The sequence below is a fragment of the Paenarthrobacter sp. 10N417 genome (genome assembly GCF_056394745.1).
On the sequence record NZ_JBFTIL010000001.1, the window covers coordinates 112,862 to 133,195 of the forward strand.

The 20,334-nt window shown below is 60.3% G+C and carries 16 protein-coding genes; 4 read left to right on the forward strand and 12 right to left on the reverse strand.

The genetic code is table 11. The annotated features are described in order from the left end of the window. Window positions 1-131: 131 nt before the first annotated feature. On the forward strand, window positions 132-353 hold the full coding sequence (locus AC1DCM_RS00495) for a hypothetical protein (protein WP_441437339.1): 222 nt from the start codon (window positions 132-134) through the stop codon (window positions 351-353). Between the two features lie 127 nt (window positions 354-480). Here AC1DCM_RS00495 and AC1DCM_RS00500 read toward each other — a convergent pair whose 3' ends face one another. The 5 genes from AC1DCM_RS00500 to AC1DCM_RS00520 form a co-directional block, all read right to left on the reverse strand. Further along, window positions 481-2,148, reverse strand: coding sequence for an amylo-alpha-1,6-glucosidase (locus AC1DCM_RS00500; RefSeq protein ID WP_442003126.1), 1,668 nt, complete (start codon window positions 2,146-2,148; stop codon window positions 481-483). A 57-nt stretch (window positions 2,149-2,205) separates the two neighbouring features. Next, entirely contained in the window at window positions 2,206-4,293 is a 2,088-nt protein-coding gene (locus tag AC1DCM_RS00505) for an alpha-galactosidase (RefSeq protein ID WP_442003125.1), read from the reverse strand. Continuing rightward, entirely contained in the window at window positions 4,290-5,153 is an 864-nt protein-coding gene (locus AC1DCM_RS00510; protein WP_441437342.1) for a carbohydrate ABC transporter permease, read from the reverse strand. The genes AC1DCM_RS00505 and AC1DCM_RS00510 overlap by 4 nt, the downstream gene beginning before the upstream one ends. Further along, complete coding sequence (locus tag AC1DCM_RS00515; protein ID WP_441437343.1) at window positions 5,150-6,088, reverse strand: carbohydrate ABC transporter permease; 939 nt, start codon at window positions 6,086-6,088, stop codon at window positions 5,150-5,152. Before AC1DCM_RS00515 ends, AC1DCM_RS00510 begins: the two co-directional genes overlap by 4 nt. A gap of 104 nt (window positions 6,089-6,192) precedes the next feature. Next, complete coding sequence (locus tag AC1DCM_RS00520) at window positions 6,193-7,521, reverse strand: ABC transporter substrate-binding protein (protein ID WP_441437344.1); 1,329 nt, start codon at window positions 7,519-7,521, stop codon at window positions 6,193-6,195. A gap of 539 nt (window positions 7,522-8,060) precedes the next feature. Here AC1DCM_RS00520 and AC1DCM_RS00525 point away from each other — a divergent pair. Next, window positions 8,061-9,161, forward strand: coding sequence for a LacI family DNA-binding transcriptional regulator (locus AC1DCM_RS00525; RefSeq protein ID WP_441437345.1), 1,101 nt, complete (start codon window positions 8,061-8,063; stop codon window positions 9,159-9,161). Between the two features lie 166 nt (window positions 9,162-9,327). Here the strand turns inward: AC1DCM_RS00525 and AC1DCM_RS00530 are convergent, their stop codons facing one another. Then, a complete protein-coding gene (locus AC1DCM_RS00530; RefSeq protein WP_441437346.1) occupies window positions 9,328-10,776 on the reverse strand; it encodes an aldehyde dehydrogenase family protein in 1,449 nt (482 codons plus the stop codon). 68 nt (window positions 10,777-10,844) lie between these two features. Between AC1DCM_RS00530 and hisC the strand changes: the two genes are divergently transcribed. Then, window positions 10,845-11,984, forward strand: coding sequence for a histidinol-phosphate transaminase (hisC, locus tag AC1DCM_RS00535; RefSeq protein ID WP_476900896.1), 1,140 nt, complete (start codon window positions 10,845-10,847; stop codon window positions 11,982-11,984). Between the two features lie 158 nt (window positions 11,985-12,142). Then, window positions 12,143-12,850: a GntR family transcriptional regulator gene (locus AC1DCM_RS00540; protein WP_441437348.1), complete on the forward strand. Its 708-nt coding sequence runs from the start codon at window positions 12,143-12,145 to the stop codon at window positions 12,848-12,850. A gap of 88 nt (window positions 12,851-12,938) precedes the next feature. On the opposite strand, the gene AC1DCM_RS00545 is transcribed toward AC1DCM_RS00540, so the two are convergent. From AC1DCM_RS00545 to AC1DCM_RS00570, 6 genes are all read right to left on the reverse strand, one after another. Then, window positions 12,939-13,790 (reverse strand): P-loop NTPase family protein, encoded by an 852-nt coding sequence (locus AC1DCM_RS00545; RefSeq protein WP_441437349.1) that lies wholly within the window; start codon window positions 13,788-13,790, stop codon window positions 12,939-12,941. Continuing rightward, on the reverse strand, window positions 13,787-15,391 hold the full coding sequence (locus AC1DCM_RS00550; protein WP_441437350.1) for a thiamine pyrophosphate-dependent enzyme: 1,605 nt from the start codon (window positions 15,389-15,391) through the stop codon (window positions 13,787-13,789). The genes AC1DCM_RS00545 and AC1DCM_RS00550 overlap by 4 nt, the downstream gene beginning before the upstream one ends. 19 nt (window positions 15,392-15,410) lie before the next feature. Beyond that, window positions 15,411-16,283 carry an MBL fold metallo-hydrolase gene (locus AC1DCM_RS00555; RefSeq protein WP_441437351.1) on the reverse strand — a complete coding sequence of 291 codons (873 nt, stop codon included), beginning with the start codon at window positions 16,281-16,283 and terminating at the stop codon, window positions 15,411-15,413. A gap of 22 nt (window positions 16,284-16,305) precedes the next feature. Then, window positions 16,306-17,640 carry an MFS transporter gene (locus AC1DCM_RS00560; protein WP_441437352.1) on the reverse strand — a complete coding sequence of 445 codons (1,335 nt, stop codon included), beginning with the start codon at window positions 17,638-17,640 and terminating at the stop codon, window positions 16,306-16,308. A gap of 32 nt (window positions 17,641-17,672) precedes the next feature. Further along, window positions 17,673-19,304 carry an FAD-dependent oxidoreductase gene (locus AC1DCM_RS00565; protein WP_476900895.1) on the reverse strand — a complete coding sequence of 544 codons (1,632 nt, stop codon included), beginning with the start codon at window positions 19,302-19,304 and terminating at the stop codon, window positions 17,673-17,675. 293 nt (window positions 19,305-19,597) lie between these two features. Then, a complete protein-coding gene (locus AC1DCM_RS00570; RefSeq protein ID WP_441437354.1) occupies window positions 19,598-20,326 on the reverse strand; it encodes an amino acid ABC transporter ATP-binding protein in 729 nt (242 codons plus the stop codon). Window positions 20,327-20,334: the final 8 nt, after the last annotated feature.

Here is a 20,334-nt window from a genome sequence, read left to right on the forward strand (position 1 = left end):
CCCAGGATCACTACCCGCGGGCGGATGAGCCCTGCCCGGTATGCACACCCCTCCGCCCGTGAAAAAAGATCACCCCCGCCCAGGCCTGCGGAGTGTCTAAACAAAAACATCAACGGATAGTGAGGAAGATCATGGACATTAACCGTCAGCAAACAGAAACGCCGGGCATGCTGGAAGTACATGCCAAACATGCTTCCGAAGTAGACGAGGCCCTTACGAAAGCAATCGGCGTCGTCAAGATCGCCGCAATGGAACACAAAACAGGGATTCTTATATCGCGCATCGACGCTGGCATATACATGGTGCGGGCACATCCGGCCGTCCCGTTCGGGCTGGTCCGCCAACAGCACTAACCTCTGGATGGACGGCAGAGTGGTGCAGCGGATGATTGATGTAGAGGACACAGTGCAGTCACCTGACGGAGGTTGAGGGAACGTCCGTTGTCGGCGTTTGAGTGGGACGCAGCCGACTCCGTCTTCGTTAGACCCCTGCGCAGGGGTCGTTCGTTCGCTCTTCAGCAGCTAGCAGTCCTGCCAGAGTCAGGAAGACGCTGGAGGTCCACGTGTATGCTCGATCGCGCAGACCGGCGCCGGTGACCGCGTCAAAGTTTTCGGCCATTCCCGAGGCAGAGGCCATTGCGCACAAACTTTCGGCGAGATCCAGGGCCAGTTGTTCTTCCCCGCCATCGATGAGACCGTCAATGATCAAAGCGGTACACGGCGCCCAGATCGGACCTCGCCAGTAGCCATCGGCGATATAGGCCGGGCTATCCGTGGCTTCGGTTGCCAGACCATATTCCGTCCGGAACCGCCCCAGGTCACTGACAAGTGTGTTGAAGACCTCTGATGGTAAACGGGATCCGAGCACTACCGGTAGGAGGTGAAGGAGCGATGCGGACTCGATGACTGTTGAGTCGAGCTTGCGGGCGATGAATCGGCTACCGTCCCACATTTCCTTGAGCAGCGAATTGAGGAGAGAGGATGAAACGGTTGCCCATTTCTTGGCTTCGTCCGGACGCGACAGTCGCGAGGCAATCTCACTGAGCGCTTCTGTCTGCAGGACCAGGAAGGCCGCGAGATCAGGAGACTCTACAGGCACCGTTGTGGCGAAGATCGTGCTGTTGTCCCACCCGGAGTCATTCCCGTGGAAGTAGTGCGGCAGAATGCGTCCGGAGGCGACTCGTTCCGTCAGCCACCATTGCGTCCACCGTTGGAGAGGATCATAGGCACGAAGCAGCCACTCGTCGTTGACCGCGCCCGCCCTAAATAGCGCCATCAGAGCCCATCCGTGAATTGGAGGCTTGGTGAAGGTGTAATCGATGACCTTGTCGTTGACGGAGTCCGGCAGCCGACCGCTTGTCGCTTGGGCGTCAAACGGCACGAAGAACTGGTCTTCAGCGAGCTCGGGAAGCTGTGCTAATGCGATTGCGTTGAAGCAGTTGTCCCAGCTCCAAACGTTGGTCATCGTTCCCTTCGACATGTACATCGCCGGCCGTTGCACTGCTCCGGAGGGCTCTACTATCGAGGACCACATGATGTAGCTGGCGAGCTGTTTCGCCGCCTGATGCTCGGGTTTTACCTCGGGCATAGCGGCGGCGAATACATCGAATGACGGTGGCGACCAGGGTTTCCGAGCGGTCGGCGTCGCATCATTCGTCTCCTCAATGAGCACGACGCTGCCGGGCGCGAACTGGAGTGTAGCCATGGTGTGACGTTCTCCAGCCCACGTCGATTCCTCTATGCCTCTGCCCCTGAGAACGCGGATGGCAATCGTTACCTGTGAGGAGAATCTGAGGTAGCGCCATTCATCTTCGGCCACACGGACCAGCGTGTCGTAGTTGCTTGCCGCCTCCATGATGAGCTCGAAGCCAACGCCTGCGCCGGAAACACTGAGAACGCGGTGTGTGTTGAAGTCGACGCTGACGTGACCTGCCGCTGCGGGAAGCACAAGGTGGTCGATATCGAACGCTGCTTTGCCGTGAAGTCCGTCGCGAGGCGCGATGCGCAGAAGTGCACGCGTTGCCGCCCTGCCCCGGACCGTCCGCAGCTCCACCCATTTCCCGGCGTCTTCAGTGTTCACGGCTGATGTCACGGCGAAGTACGAGCCAGCCGTGGCGAACGGGAGGTGTTCGAGGTCAAAGGGATTCACAGAGTACTCAATTGCAAGGTCGGTTGAGGGGGTGGAAGAGCACTGACTGGACATGGGTCAGACTCCGATGGTCCCGAAAATCGCTGACCCGGACTGAGTCGCGCGGATGACAGCACGGCCGTCCGGGTTTAAGGAAACCTCAACGCCGTCGCCGCTCCAATAGCCTGAATCCACCGGAACTGCCGTCACGTGTTGGATCGATTGCCCGCGGGCAGGGAACAACGACACGATGCCACGACCAGTTTGCGGGAGAATCTTCTCCCGTATCTCTGCGGCTCCCGCACCCAGCCCGATGGTAACCATGCTGGCCCGGGCCGAGTCCATGGCGACTGCCCGGTACCGGTCAAGCGTTGAGCGGATTCCCTCCACGCCGTCCTCAGAGATGGTGAGCAGGTCCCCCCAGATTCCGTGGTGTCCGAGCATGATCGCTGCGAGGCTTTCCTGCTGGTGGCCGTGCGGGTCGTCCGGGAAATAATGGACCAGGGTCAGCACGGACGGGATCCATCGGTCGAAGGCATATGGTTCCCGGCATATCCAACCGCGTGAACGACCCGGGTGGAAGAACATATTGGTGTTCACCCCGTTCAAGTCCGCGGGCAGCTCGTAGTCCGAGTAGTACGGTCCGTTGTTGACGAGGAAGTACTTGCCAGCCGAAAGGAAGCTCAAGCCGAAAGATCGGTGATTCTCGGTCACGTCGAAATCGACAATTGAACCGGGCACCGCGGTCATCAACCGCTCTGCGATCTCCGTCATCCTCTCACTCATCATGAAAGCGAAACGGTCCGCTCGTTCGCTCGGGGTGTTGGTGTCGTCTCCGTGATGGTGTTCCGGGCTGTCGCAGCCGTACTGGCTCACCGCATCAAGTTTGAAGTATGTAATGCCGAGTTCGCGATTGATCCGGATGAGGTGACCCACGAATGTCTCGAACCAGTCACTAACTAAACACATGGGGGCGCTGGGCTCGGTCTCCCACACTTCTCGTGGCCGAAGGGGTTCTCCTTGCCACGTCTTCATGTCACGGGGATGCGCGGCCAGAGCGCGGCTCGAGAATGCCGCCAACGTCGGATCGAACCAGATCCCGAGGCGGAGGCCAAGTTCGCCTGCTCGTTGCCTGACATTCAGCAGGGCGCCAGGGAAACGTTCCGGGTTCACCTCCCAGTCTCCGGTTGCGGTGTACCAGCCGGTGTCGATCACGTAAGTATCGATTCCCATCCGAGCTGCCACTTCCATCTCGGCGAGCACGCGCTCCTCAGTCAGACCATCGATGTAGGTCCTGTCGTGCCAGTAGCGCTCACGCTCCTGGAAGTTCCATGTGTTGTAGAAGATCTGCGGTCGACGGGACTCCGCGTTTTCGGACTGGTACTTCAACAGAAACGTACGGAACGCTGCCGCCACGTCGTCCAGATTGCCTTCGACAGCGGCCGCTAGAAGCCAGGGAGTCCGGAATCCCTGGGCCGTGTCCAGCCGCTGACCGTTAAGGTAGGCACCCTTGACTGAGCCAATTCGAACGCCGCGGGCGCCATCGACCCAGAACCCGCAGAACAGATCCCCGCCAGAGGTTCCATGCTCGTAGGCCAGCAGCCAAGAAGCCCCGTCCTCAACGCCTACCAGAATGGGGCCGATCAAAGGCGACAATGCCTTGGCAGCCGCAGAATCGATGGGGACCTCGTTGGGCATGAAAGAGTGGCCAAGCTCGACGAAATCGGAGATCCTCACTTCAGTGATGGCACTGGTGGGACGGAGCAACTCGACGTATGAAATCCCTTCCTTGCCAGCACTTTTGGTGAGCCGCCGAGGCGTCGAACTGCGCAATTCGTAGCGGAAGCGCACCACTGGGCTTTCCGGTGTCACACGCAGCCGCATCGCGAGCTGGAGCCCGGGCTCGCCGTCGACCTCGCCCTCGAATAGGAATTCCTCAGCGCGGCTGGTCAAGATACGGCGTTTGACTTCGCGATTAAATTCGCGAACTGTGCACGTTACAGCTCGTCCATCGATTTCAAAGACCGGCGCAGCGATAATGAGGCGCATCTGAGTGCTGTTGTTGGTCAGCTCCCAGAGCGGGCTGGTTTCGGTGTGAGATGGCCCAGAGGCGATGATCGACCACGACACGACGGAGGCGGATTTAACATTTGAATCGATGGTCACTGTTTGACAGCTCCAGACAGAAGACCGGCAACGAAATAGCGCTGCAGGAAGATGAATACAAGACATACGGGGATGATGGAGAAGGTTGTTGCCGTGATGAGGGTGCCGTAGTCGGTCAGATTGACATCACGGAAGGATGCCAGGGCCACCGGCACCGTGTAAGCAGATTCTGCGCGCAGGATCACCAAGGGCCAGACGAATTCGTTCCAGATCGCCAGGAAGAGGAAAATCGCCAGAGCGGCCATTGCCGGGAGGATCGTTGGGAGCACGATCTGGAACAGGATGCGGAACTCGCCCGCGCCATCGATGCGGCCGGCCTGGATCAATTCGTCAGGTACTGATTCCATGGCCTGCCGCATTAGGAATAGTCCAAACGGGTAGGCCAGTCCCGGGAGGATGAGGCCTTGATATGAGTTGAGCCATCCGAGTGTCACCATCGTCTGGAACAGGGGAACCAGGGTTACCTGGCTCGGGATGGCGAGGGTCGCAATAACCACGCCGAAAAGTAGCGTTCGGCCTCGGAACTGAAACTTCGCGAAGGCGTATCCGCCACAGAGGCAGATCAACGCACCAAGAATCACGAAGATGACCGAGACAGCAGCGGAGTTCGCGATTGCACGCCCGAATCCGAGGTCACCGAACAGGACCTGAATGTTTGTCCACAGCTGATCTCCCGGCAATAGATTTGGAGGGTTGGCGAAGATTTCATCTGAGCTGTGCGTTGAGCCGATGACCAGCCAATAGAAGGGTGCCACCATCAAGATGAACCCTAGGAAGATGACTGCCGTGAGCAGTGCGCTCGAAGCTTTGGTGTGCCGGATGCGCGCGGAAGTACGCATTTTCTCTACTGAAGTGCTCAACTTTTCTTCTCCTGAATGAACCGGAACTGGACCAGGCTGACGATGACAACCATTCCGACAAGGACGAAGCCGATAGCTGAGGCATAGCCGAAATCAAAGAACTTGAAGGCGTTCTGGTAGAGATACATGCCGATCGTCATGGTTGCGTTGTCGGGACCGCCGTTGGTCAGGATGTACGGTTCATCGAACAGCTGAAGTGTGCCGATGGTTGAGGTGACGACCGTCAAGAGGATTGCCGGGCGTAACCCCGGGATGGTTACGTTGAAGAACTGTTTGACTGTATCTGCGCCGTCCATGGAGGCCGCTTCGTAGAGGTCCCCGGAGATGCTCTGCCGCTGGGCAAGATAAATGACAGCGTTGATCCCCGTGTAGTGCCACGTCATCGCGATTCCGAGCGAAATTTTCGCCCAGAACGCGTCCTGAAGCCAAGGGATCGCCGGTAGACCAACCGACTGAAGCGCGACGTTCACGATGCCGTTGTCCGTGGCAAGCATCATGCTGAAGACAACACCATAAGAGACGAGACCCATGACGACCGGAACGAAGTAACCGAGACGGAAGACCGCACGGAACTTCAGGAGGGTCGAATGGAGAGCCACAGCCAGCAGGAGCGCCAAAATGAGCATCACCGGTACTTGGATCACCAAGATGATTAAGGTATTGCCCAGAGCGTTGTAGAACAGGGGGTCGCTAAAAATGCGCTCGTAGTTCGCGAACCCAGCGAAGCCCTGCACTCCCCCACGGTTGGTCGTGAAACTTAGCCACGCAGCATAGCCGACGGGGTAGACCTTGAACGCGGCGAAAAGGATGATCACCGGAGAGAGCAGGACATATGGCACCTTGCCCGGAGTAAGCCAGGGCCGCCTGGAAGGGGGTACTCGTCGTGCCACCGGCGGCGATTCAACTTGTGGCGATTGGACGTGCGTATCGGTCATGACCGTGGTGCTCCCTCGGTGGCGCCTGGCTCCGCCACGCCTACCTGGTGGGGCGGGGCCAGACGCTCTATCGGATTTGGTGAAAAGCGGCTTCAGCCGGTGTTTCAGCTGGCGATCTTTCGGCCAGTTTGAGCGGCGAGGAGCTTGGCAGCCTCGTCGAGCGCGGCCTTCGGGTCTGCTCCGGAGAGCATCACTTTTGTCTGGGCATCTGTGTAGATTCTGATTGCGCGAGCGTAGTCGCTTGTGTAGTTCGACACGGCGAGGTCGGGCTGAGTGATCGAGTCGACGAAGACCTTGCTTGGAGAGTCGCCGACCCAGTAGCCGCTATTGTCAGTGAAGCCTGGAGTCTTATACATCGGTACGAAGCCGGGGGTGAAGGGCTGTGCGGTCTGCATCACCCGCTGACCATCCAGTGTGCCCAGGGCAAAGTGAACAAATTTCCACGCCAGGTCCTTGTTGGCGCTATTGCCTGCGATGGAAAGGTAGGTGGATCCCGCCAGGGCAGCAGTTGAGCCTCCTGCGTCTACCACCGGGCGCAGTGCGGTGGCCATTTTTCCTTTGAGCTGAGGTTGCTTGGCCTCGATGTAACCGGGCCACCATGACGCACTCGGGCTTATCGCCACCGACCCGTCTGCGAACCTAAGCCCATTGCTACTTGTAAAGGATGCAGAGTCCGCGAGGACTCCCTTGTCATTCATCTTCTTGAGCAGTGTCAGCGACTTGACCCCTTCCGGGCCATTCAGCGTGATGTCGCCGTCTTTGTTGAAGTAGAACGCGTTCTGCTGCTGCGTAAGTGTCTGCCAAAAGTCGGCTGCGTTCGTATTCGCTGCAGCCTTGTTGAGTTCGAAGAGACTCGCTCCGGTTTTGGCTTTCAGCGTAACACCGGCGTCGATGAGCTCGTCCCAAGTTTTGATGGATGCCATGTCGATGCCTGCGGCATCCAAGAGGTCCTTGCGGTAAGCAAATCCGGCCGTGTTCACCTCAAACGGGATACCCCATACCTGCCCGTCCTTGCCCAGTCCTCCACCCCAGGCGCTAGGTACGAAATCGCCAGCGAGATCCTTGGCCCCCAGGGGGCCCATGTCCGCGAAGCCGTTCGGGAACTTGTCGGTGTAGCCGGGCAGCTGGTCGATGGCGGTGTTCATGATGTCCGGGAGTCCTTGGCCGCCAGCAGCGAGGCCGGTAGTGATTTTGTCCCAGATGGCAGGGTTTCCTACATCGACAATGTCGACTTTGGTTCCCGGGTTGGCTTTCTCAAAAGCGTCCGCGGCCGGTTTGAGAAGCGCACCCGCCGTCGTCCATGTCCAGACGCTGAGAGTCTTGCCGTCGCCGGATGATGACCCGCCCGAGCTGCAGCCCGCGAGTGCCGTTGCGGCGAGGGCGGCGATGCTGAACACGGCAGCAAGCCGTCTGGTGAAGGGTTTTAGCTTCATTGGTAGTTCCTCTTTCATGTGATGCGGGTCCGGTACAACGTTTGGGCTCGATCAGGTGCGCCATTACAGCTGCTGAACGCGTCGTTCTGAGCCTGCCGCGAATACAGCCAGGCATCGTCGACCGGGATACGGAGTGTGACCGGGCACGGAGAATGACCAGGATAAGGAGGGGATAACCGGGTACGGAGGGTCGACCGGGATAGGGAGGACTTAGGAGAGATCGTACCCACAATTTAATGACGTTACAATTCTTTTTTGAGAAAATTTTTGACGTTACAATAAATCCAGCACCCACCGTGGGTGCGTAGTGGCCACGACACCCCTCGCTGCGTTTTCCCCATCCATACTGCCGCTCGTCGCCGAGCCAGCACCCTGGGGACACCGCGTGAGTCAGGTCGGGCTCAACCGGTTCGCTGATTGAGCCCGGCTTGAGGCTGAATGCTCGCGAACTCGAATCCGAGCCGGGGTTAAATGCGTCTCTATAAGCAGGGTTGGGGCCAATCGCGTTCCACTACGAGCTGGCAGGCAGGGAGGGCAAAATGGCAGCCGACTACAACGAACCGGGGGGCGCCCCGCGTCATACCAACATGAACGATGTAGCCTCACACGCGGGCGTTTCGGTGATGACGGTCTCGAATGTCATCAATCGCCCGGATATCGTCTCCGAGAAGACCAAAGCAAAGGTCCTCGCGTCGATGAGAGAGCTCCGTTACCGGAAAAGCACTGCCGCCACGAGCCTGCGCCTGTCCAAGCCGACTCAGATCGGATACGCGCTTCCCTCCACCCAGCGCAGCGGTGACGGGTATATGGATGACTTCCTATACTCGCTCGCGGCCGCGTGCCAGGCAAAGGGCATGCATCTGACCCTCATCGCCGCAGCAGACCCTGAGGATTGGCTCAGTGCATGCGATGCGCTCTACTTCGGAGGCTCAGCCGCAGGCATCATCATGGGCAGTATCGCCCCCCATGATCCCCGCCCTGCGCAGCTGGTATCGCGTTCCATTCCCTTCGCCGGGTACGGCCAGACCTTGGAAGGAAAATCGGCGCCTTGGAGTTGGGTGGAGATCGACGAAGCACGCGGAATTGAGCTGGCAGTCGAGCACGTCGTTGAACGCGGTCACCGGCAGCTCGCCTTCATCGGCCTCGGGGTCGATGCCGTGTGGAGCGCGGCGCGTCTCGAGGGATACGTCGCGGCGTGCCGGAAGCACGGGCTTCAGCGCTCCGTCGTCGCGGACCGCGTTTCCCTCGCGACCGATGAGATCGCCGCAGGGGAAGAAATAGCCATGCAGCTCCTCCAGTCGGAGTCGCCTCCAGACGCCATCATCTGCGCGTCTGATTACCTTGCAGTTGGAGCGATCTTCGCGGTGCGTGCACACGGTCTCGTTCCAGGCGTTGACGTGGCCGTGACCGGGTTCGATGACACATCCTTGACGTCATTGGGCGCCATCGGCATCACGTCAGTACGTCAGCCTTCGACCCGCATCGCCCAGGAACTCGTGAAGATGATCATCGACCCCCCTGACCAAGCGCTCCATCTGCTCCTCGAACCGGGGCTGACGATTCGATCGAGTACGACAGGCAAAGCCCCCACGGCCAGTTTTCGAACACGTATTGGACCAGCCGACCCACTCCCTGACTGAGTCACCGACCTGTTCCGCATGGGCAGCCATGCGGAAATAGCTATCGCAGCGCTCGAAGCCGGTCAATTTCCGGTCCGGTGCAGGAATGGCAGTCGTCGTCGCCGCCATTGCTCTCCGGCCGTAGGAGGCGGTCGGCTGTGGTTTGGCCAGTTCTCATCGGGGTTCTTCATGTTGCGCGTTCCGCTTGGTGAGGTTCTTGGAAATGTACTGACTGAGTAGTGAGGAATTCTTCAATGCCGTGGGCTCCTCGTTCCCGGCCAAACCCTGACATCCGGAAACCTCCAAATGGGGCATCCGGATGGGTGGCCGCCCCATTCACTGAAACGCTTCCGGTCCTGATCTTTGTGGCCACCAAGCCAGCTTCTTCCGGACTTGGCCCCCACACAGCTCCACTTAGGCCATACGGTGAGTTGTTGGCGATGAAGATCGCTTCCTCGACGTCGGCGTATGGGACGACGGCCAGCACTGGACCGAAGACTTCCTCTTGGGCCAGTTCGTCATTGGCGCCGGTGAGAAAAGCTTGAGCCGGGACGTAATAGCCTTCCGGATCCCCTGAAACAGGGCCGGAGGCCAGAACTTCAGCTCCGGATGCACGGGCTGCGGTGGTGAGGTTGAGGACCTTGTCGCGCTGCGCGGCCGTGGCGACCGGTCCCAGGACAGTGGCCGTATCCTGAGGGCTGCCGACGGCAAAAGCAGACACCTGTGATTTCAGTGCCGAGGAGACCTGTTCCAGCGTCTCGGACGGGACCAGAAGCCGCGTGAGGGCTGCGCACGTTTGCCCGGAGTTCTGGAAACTCTTCTCGAGTGTTTTGCCCACCGCGTGCGGGAGGTCGGTACCGGGGAGAATGAGGCTTGCCGATTTTCCTCCGAGTTCCAGCGAGACCTGCTTGATGAGGCCGCCGGCGACGCTGGCGATCCGCCCACCAGCCCGGGTCGATCCGGTGAAGGACACGAAGTCGATTGCGGCGTGGCTGATCAGTGCCTCACCGGTGGTCGGGCCTTCGCCGAACACGACATTGAAGACCCCCGGGGGTAGTCCCGCATCGGCGGCGACATCTGCCAAAATCGCTGCGTTGCTCGGCGCCACCTCGCTGGGCTTGAGCACGATCGTGCAACCGGCCACGAGGGCCGCTGCGACCTTGGATGCAATCTGGTACAGCGGGTAATTCCACGGGGTGATGCACGCTACCACCCCGACTGGAACTTTGTGGATTTGGGTCGAGTCCAACTGTTCGGGAACCAGGACTCCGGGACCGAGCCGGGCCGCGCTGCGGAAGCTGTGCAGGGCTGGAACCACCTGCATGCGCACACATTTGTGCCGCGGCGTGCCCACTTCAGCGGTAATGCCATCGGCCAATTCCTCCGCACTTGCCTCAAGGCCGTCAGCAATCCGGGCGATGATTGCGGCCCGATCCCCTACTGACGTGGTGCTCCACGATGGAAAGGCCTCAAGAGCGGCCAGGCTGGCAAGGTCGACGTCCGTCTGGCTGGCCGCGGCCACCTCTCCGATGAGCTGTCCATTGGCCGGGTTGTACACACCCAGAACATTCGAGCCAGTAGCCGGCCGCCAGTGGTTGCCGACGAAGATCCCCTTCAACACTGCGGTTTCAGCCATTGTCCTTTTCCCCTACCGTGTATAGAATCATATAGGAAAGTCTATAGGAGAACTTAGGATTGGTAAATATGCAGACCACCGCAAATGAAAACGGAGCCGGCCCCAGGATCCGGGCAGCGATCGATGGGCTTCCCCCCTACAGTGCGGGAAGGAGCGTTCGTGATGCCGCTGGGGAAGGCGCCGTACTGGAGCTCCTCGGGTTGGCCGCCAATGAAGGCCCCTACGGCCCGTTCCCGTCCGCCGCGAAGGCCGCACTGGAGCAGGTAGGAAAGGCCAACCTGTACCCAGAGTCCGGTTTCCGCACCCTGCGCGGAGAATTGGCCCGGATGCTAAACGTCGACGTCGCTGAGGTCGCCGTTGGCGCCGGCGGCATCGGACTGATCCACCACTTGTCCGTTGCCCTCCTCGATGAGGGGACTAACATTGTGGTTTCAACCCCCACCTTCCACGCCTACGCCCTCGACGCACGGAAGCAGGGAGCAACCACGCTGAGCACGCCCGTGCGCGAAGATGGCAGCTACGACCTCGAGGCGATGCTGGGCCTGATCACTGAAGACACCCGCATCGTCTACGTCTGCAACCCCAACAACCCCACCGGCGGCATCGTAGGCCGCGAAGAGCTGCTCCGCTTCATCGATACTGTCCCCGAGTACGTCACCATTGTTGTGGACGAAGCCTACTTCGAATACGCCCAGTCCCCTGAATACACCGACACGATTGCTGAACCCGCATTCAACCGCCGCAACCTCGTCACTCTCCGGACGTTCTCCAAGGCCTACGGTTTGGCCGGGCTGCGCGTGGCCTACCTGGTGGGGTCCCGCGAACTCATCGCCGCTGTCCAGAAGGTGCAAAGCAACTACGAAGTTTCCAACGTCGCCCAGGCTGCAGCCCTGGCGAGCCTGCACGAGGAAGCCGAACTCACCCGCCGCGTCGGGCTGAACAAGGACGGCCGTGACGCCCTCACCACCGGCCTGCGCGAGCTCGAATTTGAGCCCCTGGAGTCACATGGGAACTTCGTCTACGTCAAAGTCGGCGACGCCAAGGCATTCACCAAGGCCCTGGAAGGCGAGGGAATCATTGTTCGCCCCGGTAACGCCATGGGGGATCCCGAGAGTGTCAGGATCACCGTTGGAACACCGGAACAGGTGAAGGCAACCATCGCCGCCATGGGCCGCGTCATCCTCAGCAGGGCACAGCACAGCACATAAGAGCGGAGATTTTGCGAGTGGATCCCGTCGCAGCCGGACACGATCGCATAGGATTGGCTATACGACCCTTTTGGGTTGTCGTGAGCTGCCCCTGACCGTCGCGGGAAAGGGCATTGCCAATGCCTGAGTTTTCGTCGTTACCGCTCCGAGGGGGAGACATGACAGTTACAACACCAGCCGCTGCTACCCAGTCCAAGGTTGATTTTGCCCATGAAATCCTTCGCAATCGCATAGTTGGCTCACAGTACGCTGCGGGCCAGCGTCTGATCATTGACAATCTTGTCAAGGACATCGGAGTCAGCCAGGCTCCGATCCGCGAGGCGTTGCGCCGGCTCGAGGCTGAAGGTTTGGTCGAGTACGGGGCGAACTCGGGTCCTTCCATCGTGCAGCTGGACAAGACGCACTGGTTCAACCTGATGGAGATGAAGGCCGTCATGGAGGCCTACGCGACCCGGGCGGCGGCGCCGCTGCTCACCGCCGAAGAGATTGCGGCCCTGCGGGAAACCAACGGCCTCCTCATGGGCGCACTGGATGAGTTCGATTTTGAATCCTGGACCAGCCTGAACCGGCGCTTCCACGAGATGATCCATAACCGTTGCCCCAATGCCCTGCTGATCCAGGAACTGCAGCGACTGTCCCAGTGGACAGACACGGTCAGCAGCCTTGTGTTCGCGCGCGAACGGGGCATCATCATTCAGACCCTTGGGCTTTCTGCGGGCAAGGAAACCATTGGCTTCCACACCCGGATTCTTGATGCCATCGAGAACGGAGAGGCCAACTCCAACCTTGAAGAGATCAGCCGCGAGCACACCCTGGTTCTGGTCCGCCGCGTGCAGGAGAAATTGAGTTCCCGGCCCGCAGCCTAAGTGCCGGAGGCATGCCCGGTAAATCAAAGAAAAAAGAGAGGTGGTAACGGCCGCAGAGCCAGTACCACCTCTCTTTCTGTTGCCATCTTTACGTCCTGAACCAAGTTGCAGTGCGCTGCATGAGTTCGGTCGAGGACAGCGATGCCACCGAGTGCAGTGATTCACTGACTTCCTGCTCGGTGGCCCATATCCGGTTCGAGCTGACACCCAGTGAGTAGACCGAACCAGTGACCTTCATCAACGCGTCAGGACGGACCAGCAGGACATGCCGGTGGCGCAGGACATGCTGCATGAGACCGGCGTACAGTTCCGGGTCGTACCCGGTGGAGGTAGATCCGGAGATCCCTAACTCTCCGGCAGGAGCCCGAAGCGAGTTGGTCAGTTCATCCAGAAGGTCAGGGGAAGCGTTGTTGCTCTCGTAGGAGCCTTCGCTGGATTCCATGTCCTCAGCCCGCTGGCGTTTGAGCGTGAGCTGCAGCTCCTTGGTAGGAGCTACCACGACAAAAAGTGTCTCTGGCCCGGCCAGGGGTCGTTCTGCCTCATCGCCGGTGATGTGGGACAGCTCAGAGAACCTGCCCCCGATATGAGGAGCTTCCACGATCAGCATTTCTTCGCCGCCGGGGTGTTCTGCGAACCACTTTCCCACCGCCGAACGGACCCAGGTGCCCATGGCGAGCCTGATCCCCGCATGGGTGATCCCGTCAACTTCGGGATAGAGCGCCGACGCCGTGGAATGGGAATCCCAGGACTCCCGTGAGACATCCCATTGCAGGACGGTACTGATTCGCCCGGTCGATTCCACAGCTGCTGCGAGTTCACGCACCAGCAGGCTTTTCCCGGTCCCGGGCAGCCCGACGATGACGACGCAGCGCAGCTCGTCCAGCTTGCCCCAAAGTTCTTCCAGGTACGGCGCCGGCGGCCTTTTCAGCGTCTGGCTCACCGGAACTGATCCACACTGATCATGTTTCCAACCACAACTTCAACTACCGTGGGCTTGCAGGACCGGAAGGCGTCTTCAAGTACCGGCCCCAGTTCCTGCGGGGATGCCGCCCGGCCATAGGAGGCACCAAACGAGGTGACGAACTGTTCAAAGTTCGGGTTGACGAGGTCCGTGGCGATAACCTTGCCGCCGTAGAGATCGCGCTGCATTTGTTGGACGTTGCCGTATTGGGAGTTGTTGAACAGGACCGTTACGAGGCCAATGTTGTGCTGGACTGCTGTCGCCAGTTCCGTAGCAGCGAACATGAATCCGCCGTCTCCGGTAACGGAAAGCACCCGCGTGTCCGGCTTTGCGACTTTCGCACCAAGCGCTGTCGGGAACCCGTATCCAAGTGTGCCCATGTACCCGGTGGAGATGAAGGTGCGGGGTTTGTAGACAGGGAGCAGGATGCGGCTTGCGAAACCAATTTGGGTCAGTTCGTCAACGAAGATCCCGTCCACGCCCAGGGCTTCGCGGATCACTGCGAGGTAAGCTGTCTGCTGGTCCAGGACCGCGCTGCGTTCCTTCCATTCCTTGTGCACCAGTGTCATTTGTTCGGTGATGTCGGCGTTCTGGACACCGCGTTTTTCCAGTCCCTCGATCAGGGCAGGCAGGTGCGATTCGAGGCGTCCGGTGATGGCGGCATCGGGTTGGCCGTAGCGGCCGTGGACCGTCTGGTCGACGTCGATGCGGATGAGTTTACGGTTGCCACGTCCCCAGCCCTGCAGAGCAGACCTGGCACTGCCTCCCAGAGCGATGACGACGTCGGTTTCGGCCCACAGCGGCTTGGCTTCGGGCAGGAAGCAGCTCAGCGGATGGCGGCTGTCAACAATGCCTCGTCCGGTGCGGTAACCGACCACGGGCGCCTGAAGGATTTCGGCGAGCCTGGTGACTTCGGCGGAAACATCCTGGGCGCCGTTGGCGACGAAGATCATGGGGTTCTTTGCGCTGGCCAGGATGCTCAGGGCCTTTTCGATGCCCTCTTCGTCGATGATGTCTTCGGCCGTGTCGGCCACCGGGACGTGGTCCGGGACAGGAGCGCGTTGTTCCAGAACGTCCATGGGGACTTCCAAGGCAGCGGGGCGGGGCCGTCCTGTGTTGAGGGCGCGGATAGCGTCGGCGATTTTGGTACCGGCTTCGGCAGGGTGGGTCACACGGTCGTAATGCTTGGTAAGTGAGCGCAGCAGTCCAGGCTGGTCCGGGACTTCGTGAAGGGTTCCCAGTTCACGGCCGATCAGCTTCTGGGGAATCTGGCCGGTGAGGAACAGCATTTTGGCGTTCAATCCGTAGGCGGTGGCCAGGGCGGCTCCTGCATTCAATGCGCCGGGGCCCGGAACGACGTTGCACACACTGGGCTTTCCGGTAGCCATAGTGTGACCCAGTGCCATGTAGGCGGCGCCTTGCTCGTGCCTGGTGTGGATGATGCGGATGTCATCCCCGGCGTCGTAGAACGCGTTGTACAACCAGTCGTTCTGGACGCCTGGCAGTCCGAAGACAGTGGTCAGACCGTTGGCCTTGAGACTGTTGACGACGGCTTCGCCGCCGGTGTTGTAAGTGGTCATGGAATTAGTTCTCTCCTGGTTATGAAAGTGGTATGCGTAGGAAGTCGCTGCCGACCCGGGTCCTGCCGGTGAATTCGCCGGCCGCCTCGGCGAGGATTTCGTCGTCGGACGCCGGGCCGAACGTGCCTACCGGGCTTAGCAGAAGCTCCCTGGACCCAGCCTCGGCTGCAACATGGGCGGCTCCCCGGGGGTCGCTGTGGACGCTGCGCATGCGGGGAAGCACGCGAGCAGCCCGTTCAGCGCTTAGATAATCAGTGGCGTTGGTCAGGTAGGTCGTCTCATGGATCAAAAGGTCCGCGCCCCGCGCCAGAGAGGTGATCGCTTCGCTGGGACGGGTATCCCCGGAGAAGCACACACTCAGGCCGCCCTGGTCGATCCGGTAGCCGAAGGCGTGTTCAACCGGCGGGTGATCCACCAACACTGCGGTGATTGTGGTGGAGCCGTCATCGATGGTTTCAGGGCCGGTTATTTCCTGCACACGGACAAATTCGCGCAGGTGGGGGCGGCCTTCATCATTCATTCGTGACCGGATATCGAAGTCGAAAGCCTCGTAATGCAGCGCGAACAGACGCGCCAGCGGCGGTGGACCGATGACGTGGACAGGGGCCTTCAGCTGGGACCATGCCAGATGCAACAGCATGGCCACGTCCGCGACGTGGTCAATGTGGTGATGCGAAATCAGGATCCTGCGGAGCCGCCCAAGATCCAAACCGGCGCTGACGAACTGACTGACTGTGCCGTTACCGCAGTCCACGAGGGTGACGTCCTCGTCGATCACCAGTGCATGGGAAACGGGACGCCGACCGGATTTAGGGGTTGGACCGCCCGCTGAGCCGAGCACAACAACTTCGTTGACCTGCGGCGTCAGCCCCGGGTCCTTTGATTCGCTCATGCGTGCCGCTTCCTTCGAGGGATCACTTTGAAAGCACGGGAACGCGCGCGGGGCTCACAGATGCGTCGGTGAGGTTCCTCTTATAGGTCTCCGGCAGCTTCAAGATCGCGATCATCCCGATAGCCCCGATCACGATCAGGTAGAACGCCGGCATGAGTTTCAGTCCTGTGGAAGCTACAAGGAACGCCGCGACATATGGGGCGGTGCCGCCGAACAGGGCGTAGGCGACGTTGTAGCCCAGGGACGCTCCGGAGTACCGGACCTCGGTCGGGAAGAGCTCGGTTTGGGCCACGACCACGGCTACGGAAATGGCTGTTCCCGGGACGATGGCCATGATCTGTCCGACGATGGCCCCGACGAGGCTGCCGGATCCGATGAGCAAAAAGGCCGGGACGGCCAGAACCATAAGTCCAAAGGTGCCGCCGATGAGGAGTGGCTTACGACCGATCCTGTCGCTGAGCATGGCGTAGAAGGGAATCAACGCCGCCGCCAGCAACAAAGTCACCGATGTGGACAGCAGAGCCGCGCTGGAACTCAGACCGATCGTTGAGATGAGGTAAGTGGAGGCATACGTCTTGGCCACGTAGGAGGCGACAGCTTCGACCATGACGATACAGATCAGGAGCAGCAGGGCTTTTTTGTGGTGACCGAGCAGCTGCCTGATCGGCACGGGCCGGTGTTCGGACTCCTCCTTGGCCACGGCTGCCTGGAACGCAGGGGTTTCTTCGACTTTGAATCGGAGATAGAGTCCGATGCCGGCAAGCGGGAGCGACAGCAGGAAGGGAATCCGCCAACCCCAGGCGATCAATGCCTCTTCACCAAGGACGGCCGTCAGGGCCGCTACAAGGGACGCCGCACAGACAAACGCAACGATTCCCACTGCCTGGATGCTGGAAGTCCACAGCGCACGCCGGCCTTCGGGAGCTGATTCGGCAAGGAACGCTGCTGCACCGGATGTCTCACCTCCGGCGGAGAGTCCTTGAAGAAGGCGAAGGGAGATCAGCAGAATGGGCGCGAGGACGCCAATGACCTCGTAGGTGGGCAGCAGGCCGATGGCTGTTGTGGCGGCGCCCATAAGCAAGATCGTGGTGGAAAGGATGGCCCGGCGGCCGAGTTTGTCTCCGAGATTGCCAAAGATCACAGCACCGACGGGGCGGGCCAGGAAGGCTACGCCAAATACCGCCAATGCCGACAGGATCGAGGTTGCCGGATCTGCGCTGGGGAAGAACAGTTTGCCCAGCACCGTCGCCAGGTATCCGTAAACGCCGAATTCGAACCATTCAACGGCGTGACCGAAGCATGCGGCGAGAACGATCCGCGGTTTGGGTCGGGGTAGGTTGTTGGTTTGGGTGGCCACGTGTGGCCTCCTTTCTGTGGTGCAACCCGGGGTCAGGAGCGTGTGACCTGCGGGGCTGTTGCGTGTGTGTGGTCACTTGCCTGGGAGGCGGTTCGGGGTCGGCCCAGGTGTTCTGCCAGTGTGAAGGCCGCTGTGAGGGCCGGGCCAAGGGAAGCTCCTGATCCTGCGTATCCGGGGCCCATTAATGCCGCTGCGCTCTCACCGACGGCGAAGAGTCCTTCGACCGGTACGCCGTCGTGATCCAGGACTCGTGAGAGGTGGTCCGTAGCAAGGCCGCCTTTGGTTCCGTTGGCACCAAGGACGACTGGGACAGCGAAGAATGGCGGCTGCGCGATAGGACCCAGGCAGGGGTTGGGCTTGTGTGTTTCGTCGCCGTTGAACCGGTCGTGGGGGCTGTTCCCCCGGCCGAACTGGATATCAGTGCCGGTTGCAGCCATCTGGTTGGTTTGGGTGACGGTTTGAATCAACGACGTTGCGTCGATACCGGCGCGGTCGGCCAGGGACTCAAGGTCCTCTTCCTGGATAAATTCGTTTGGAAGGCTCGCCGTGGGGGCCACTCCGGCAACCGTTCGGGTGCTGCGGAAGTCGGCGTCGAAGATCAGCCAAGCAGGTTGGTTAGGGAACCGGTGGCTGGCTGGATCAAACGCAAAGAACGCTTTGCCGAGGTCGTTGTAAGAACTTGCTTCATTGACGAACCTCTCCCCTGACGCGTTGACGAGGATGGATCCCGGGTAGGCGAGTTCCCGGACGACGTTGCGATGCAGGGGCGCATTGTCTATGGACTCGCCGCCGATGGATATCGCAGCGGTCCACCACGCTTCGCTCATCCCCCTCAGAGACCCGCCAAGGGAGGTGCCCAGCTTCAGACCATCCCCCAAGGATCCAGGTGCCGCGGTGGGGACGATGTCAACACGGGGCAGGAAGGCGGAGCGAAGGGTCGCATTCCTGGCGAAACCGCCGGCGGCCAATACTACGGTTCCTGCACTGATCTTGCCCTTGGCAGTGTCCAGAACAAACTGTTCGGATGCCCTTGTGATGGCCGTGACCCGCGCATTAATCTGCAGATCGACGCCGCGCCGCAGGGCCGCCTTCACCAGACCCGCAACAAGCCCGGAACCTTGTGTACGCACGTCGGCAGCGGAGCGCTCACGAAGGACAGACTCCTGGACCCCGGTACGTCCTTCAGGGCCGGTAATGGGTCCCCTTATCGGCGATGTCCGGGTGCGATCACGCCAGGGGCCAAGTTCCTCCGTGGAGACCGGCAACGGCTCGAGGGAACGACCGGAGGCGGCGCCCGTCCAGTCTGGGTGGTAGTCCGGACGGTCAGTACTGACCACCGGCATGTCCAGTTCGTTCTCAAGGTAGTCAATGAAGCGTGGCGCGTTGGCAACGAAAGACTGCAGGGATGCCTCCGAGGTGGTTCGGAGGGTGGTGCGCCGCAAGTACTGCAGGGCATCGTCAGCGGAGTCTTCGACGCCGGCACGAGTCATGGCCGGAGACCCTGGAATCCACATCTGACCACCAGAGAGCGCTGTTGTCCCGCCAAGCAGACTCGTCGACTCCAGGACGGCGACGGACAAACCGTGGTCGGCCGCGGCGCATGCGGCAACGAGCGCAGCGCCGCCCGAACCGACCACGGCCACGTCGCAAAAGAATCTGCTCATCGCCTGTGTTGCCCCACTTTTGTTGCTTCGCTGGATTGTCTGCTGTCGGTGCTTGTTGCGGGTTTCATCGGCGGTGGTTCTTCCCTCCCGGGCTGCTTAGGGCAAACGGATTGTTCTCTGCGGCACCTACTGCGACGCGAATGATGCTATTGGAAATCCTATAGGAGATCCTTTAATAGTGAAATTGCTTTTGGGAAGATTTTCTGGACGGCGGGGTCCCAGGATTTGATGTGAACCGTACGCTGGTGGACTCAGCCGAGTCGTGGACCTCATGCCCAAAGGACCCGTCGGCCCTACAGCACCAGAATCTTCGAGAGGAAATCCCTGGCACGTTGCGTTGTGGAGTTCTGAAAAAACTCTTCAACGGGCAGGTCTTCAAGGATCCTGCCCTGGTCCATGAAAACCACCCGGTCCGCGGCCCTTTTGGCGAAGCCCATTTCGTGGGTGACACACAGCATTGTCATGCCCTCCTTTGCCAGACCAGTCATGACTGAGAGCACTTCGTTGACCATTTCCGGGTCCAGCGCGGATGTCGGCTCGTCGAAGAGCATGATCTCAGGGTCCATGGCCAGGGTGCGCGCGATGGCCACCCGCTGTTGTTGCCCACCAGAGAGGTTTTGCGGGTATTTGTCCCCGTGCGCTTCCAACCCGACACGGGCCAGTAGTTGTTTCGACCGTTCCATGGCTTTGGCCTTGCTTCGGCGAAGAACCTTGACCTGGGGCAATGCAACATTCTGCAGGGCCGTGAGATGCGGGAAGAGTTCGAAGTGTTGAAAGACCATGCCGACATTGAAGTGGAGTTTGCGTGGCACCTTTTTGCCCGGCTCCAGCTTGAACCCGGCGATGTCAATTCGTCCCGCGTTGATCGGTTCGAGTCCGTTGAGGGTCTTGATGAAAGTGCTCTTGCCGGAGCCGGATGGGCCGCAAATAATGACGACTTCCCCCTTCTCCACCTGCAGGGAACAATCTTTGAGAACCTCCACAGCCCCGTAGGATTTGGAGACGCCCTGAACAGTGATCATGTGATGCG

Bases quoted from the DNA above. Each gene is read 5' to 3' on its own strand.
- AC1DCM_RS00495 (WP_441437339.1), top strand. From the start codon at position 132: ATGGACATTAACCGTCAGCAAACAGAAACGCCGGGCATGCTGGAAGTA.
- AC1DCM_RS00515 (WP_441437343.1), bottom strand. From the start codon at position 6,088: ATGACCGATACGCACGTCCAATCGCCACAAGTTGAATCGCCGCCGGTG.
- AC1DCM_RS00520 (WP_441437344.1), bottom strand. From the start codon at position 7,521: ATGAAGCTAAAACCCTTCACCAGACGGCTTGCTGCCGTGTTCAGCATC.
- AC1DCM_RS00525 (WP_441437345.1), top strand. From the start codon at position 8,061: ATGGCAGCCGACTACAACGAACCGGGGGGCGCCCCGCGTCATACCAAC.
- AC1DCM_RS00530 (WP_441437346.1), bottom strand. From the start codon at position 10,776: ATGGCTGAAACCGCAGTGTTGAAGGGGATCTTCGTCGGCAACCACTGG.
- hisC (WP_476900896.1), top strand. From the start codon at position 10,845: ATGCAGACCACCGCAAATGAAAACGGAGCCGGCCCCAGGATCCGGGCA.
- AC1DCM_RS00540 (WP_441437348.1), top strand. From the start codon at position 12,143: ATGACAGTTACAACACCAGCCGCTGCTACCCAGTCCAAGGTTGATTTT.
- AC1DCM_RS00550 (WP_441437350.1), bottom strand. From the start codon at position 15,391: ATGACCACTTACAACACCGGCGGCGAAGCCGTCGTCAACAGTCTCAAG.
- AC1DCM_RS00555 (WP_441437351.1), bottom strand. From the start codon at position 16,283: ATGAGCGAATCAAAGGACCCGGGGCTGACGCCGCAGGTCAACGAAGTT.
- AC1DCM_RS00565 (WP_476900895.1), bottom strand. From the start codon at position 19,304: ATGAGCAGATTCTTTTGCGACGTGGCCGTGGTCGGTTCGGGCGGCGCT.
- AC1DCM_RS00570 (WP_441437354.1), bottom strand. From the start codon at position 20,326: ATGATCACTGTTCAGGGCGTCTCCAAATCCTACGGGGCTGTGGAGGTT.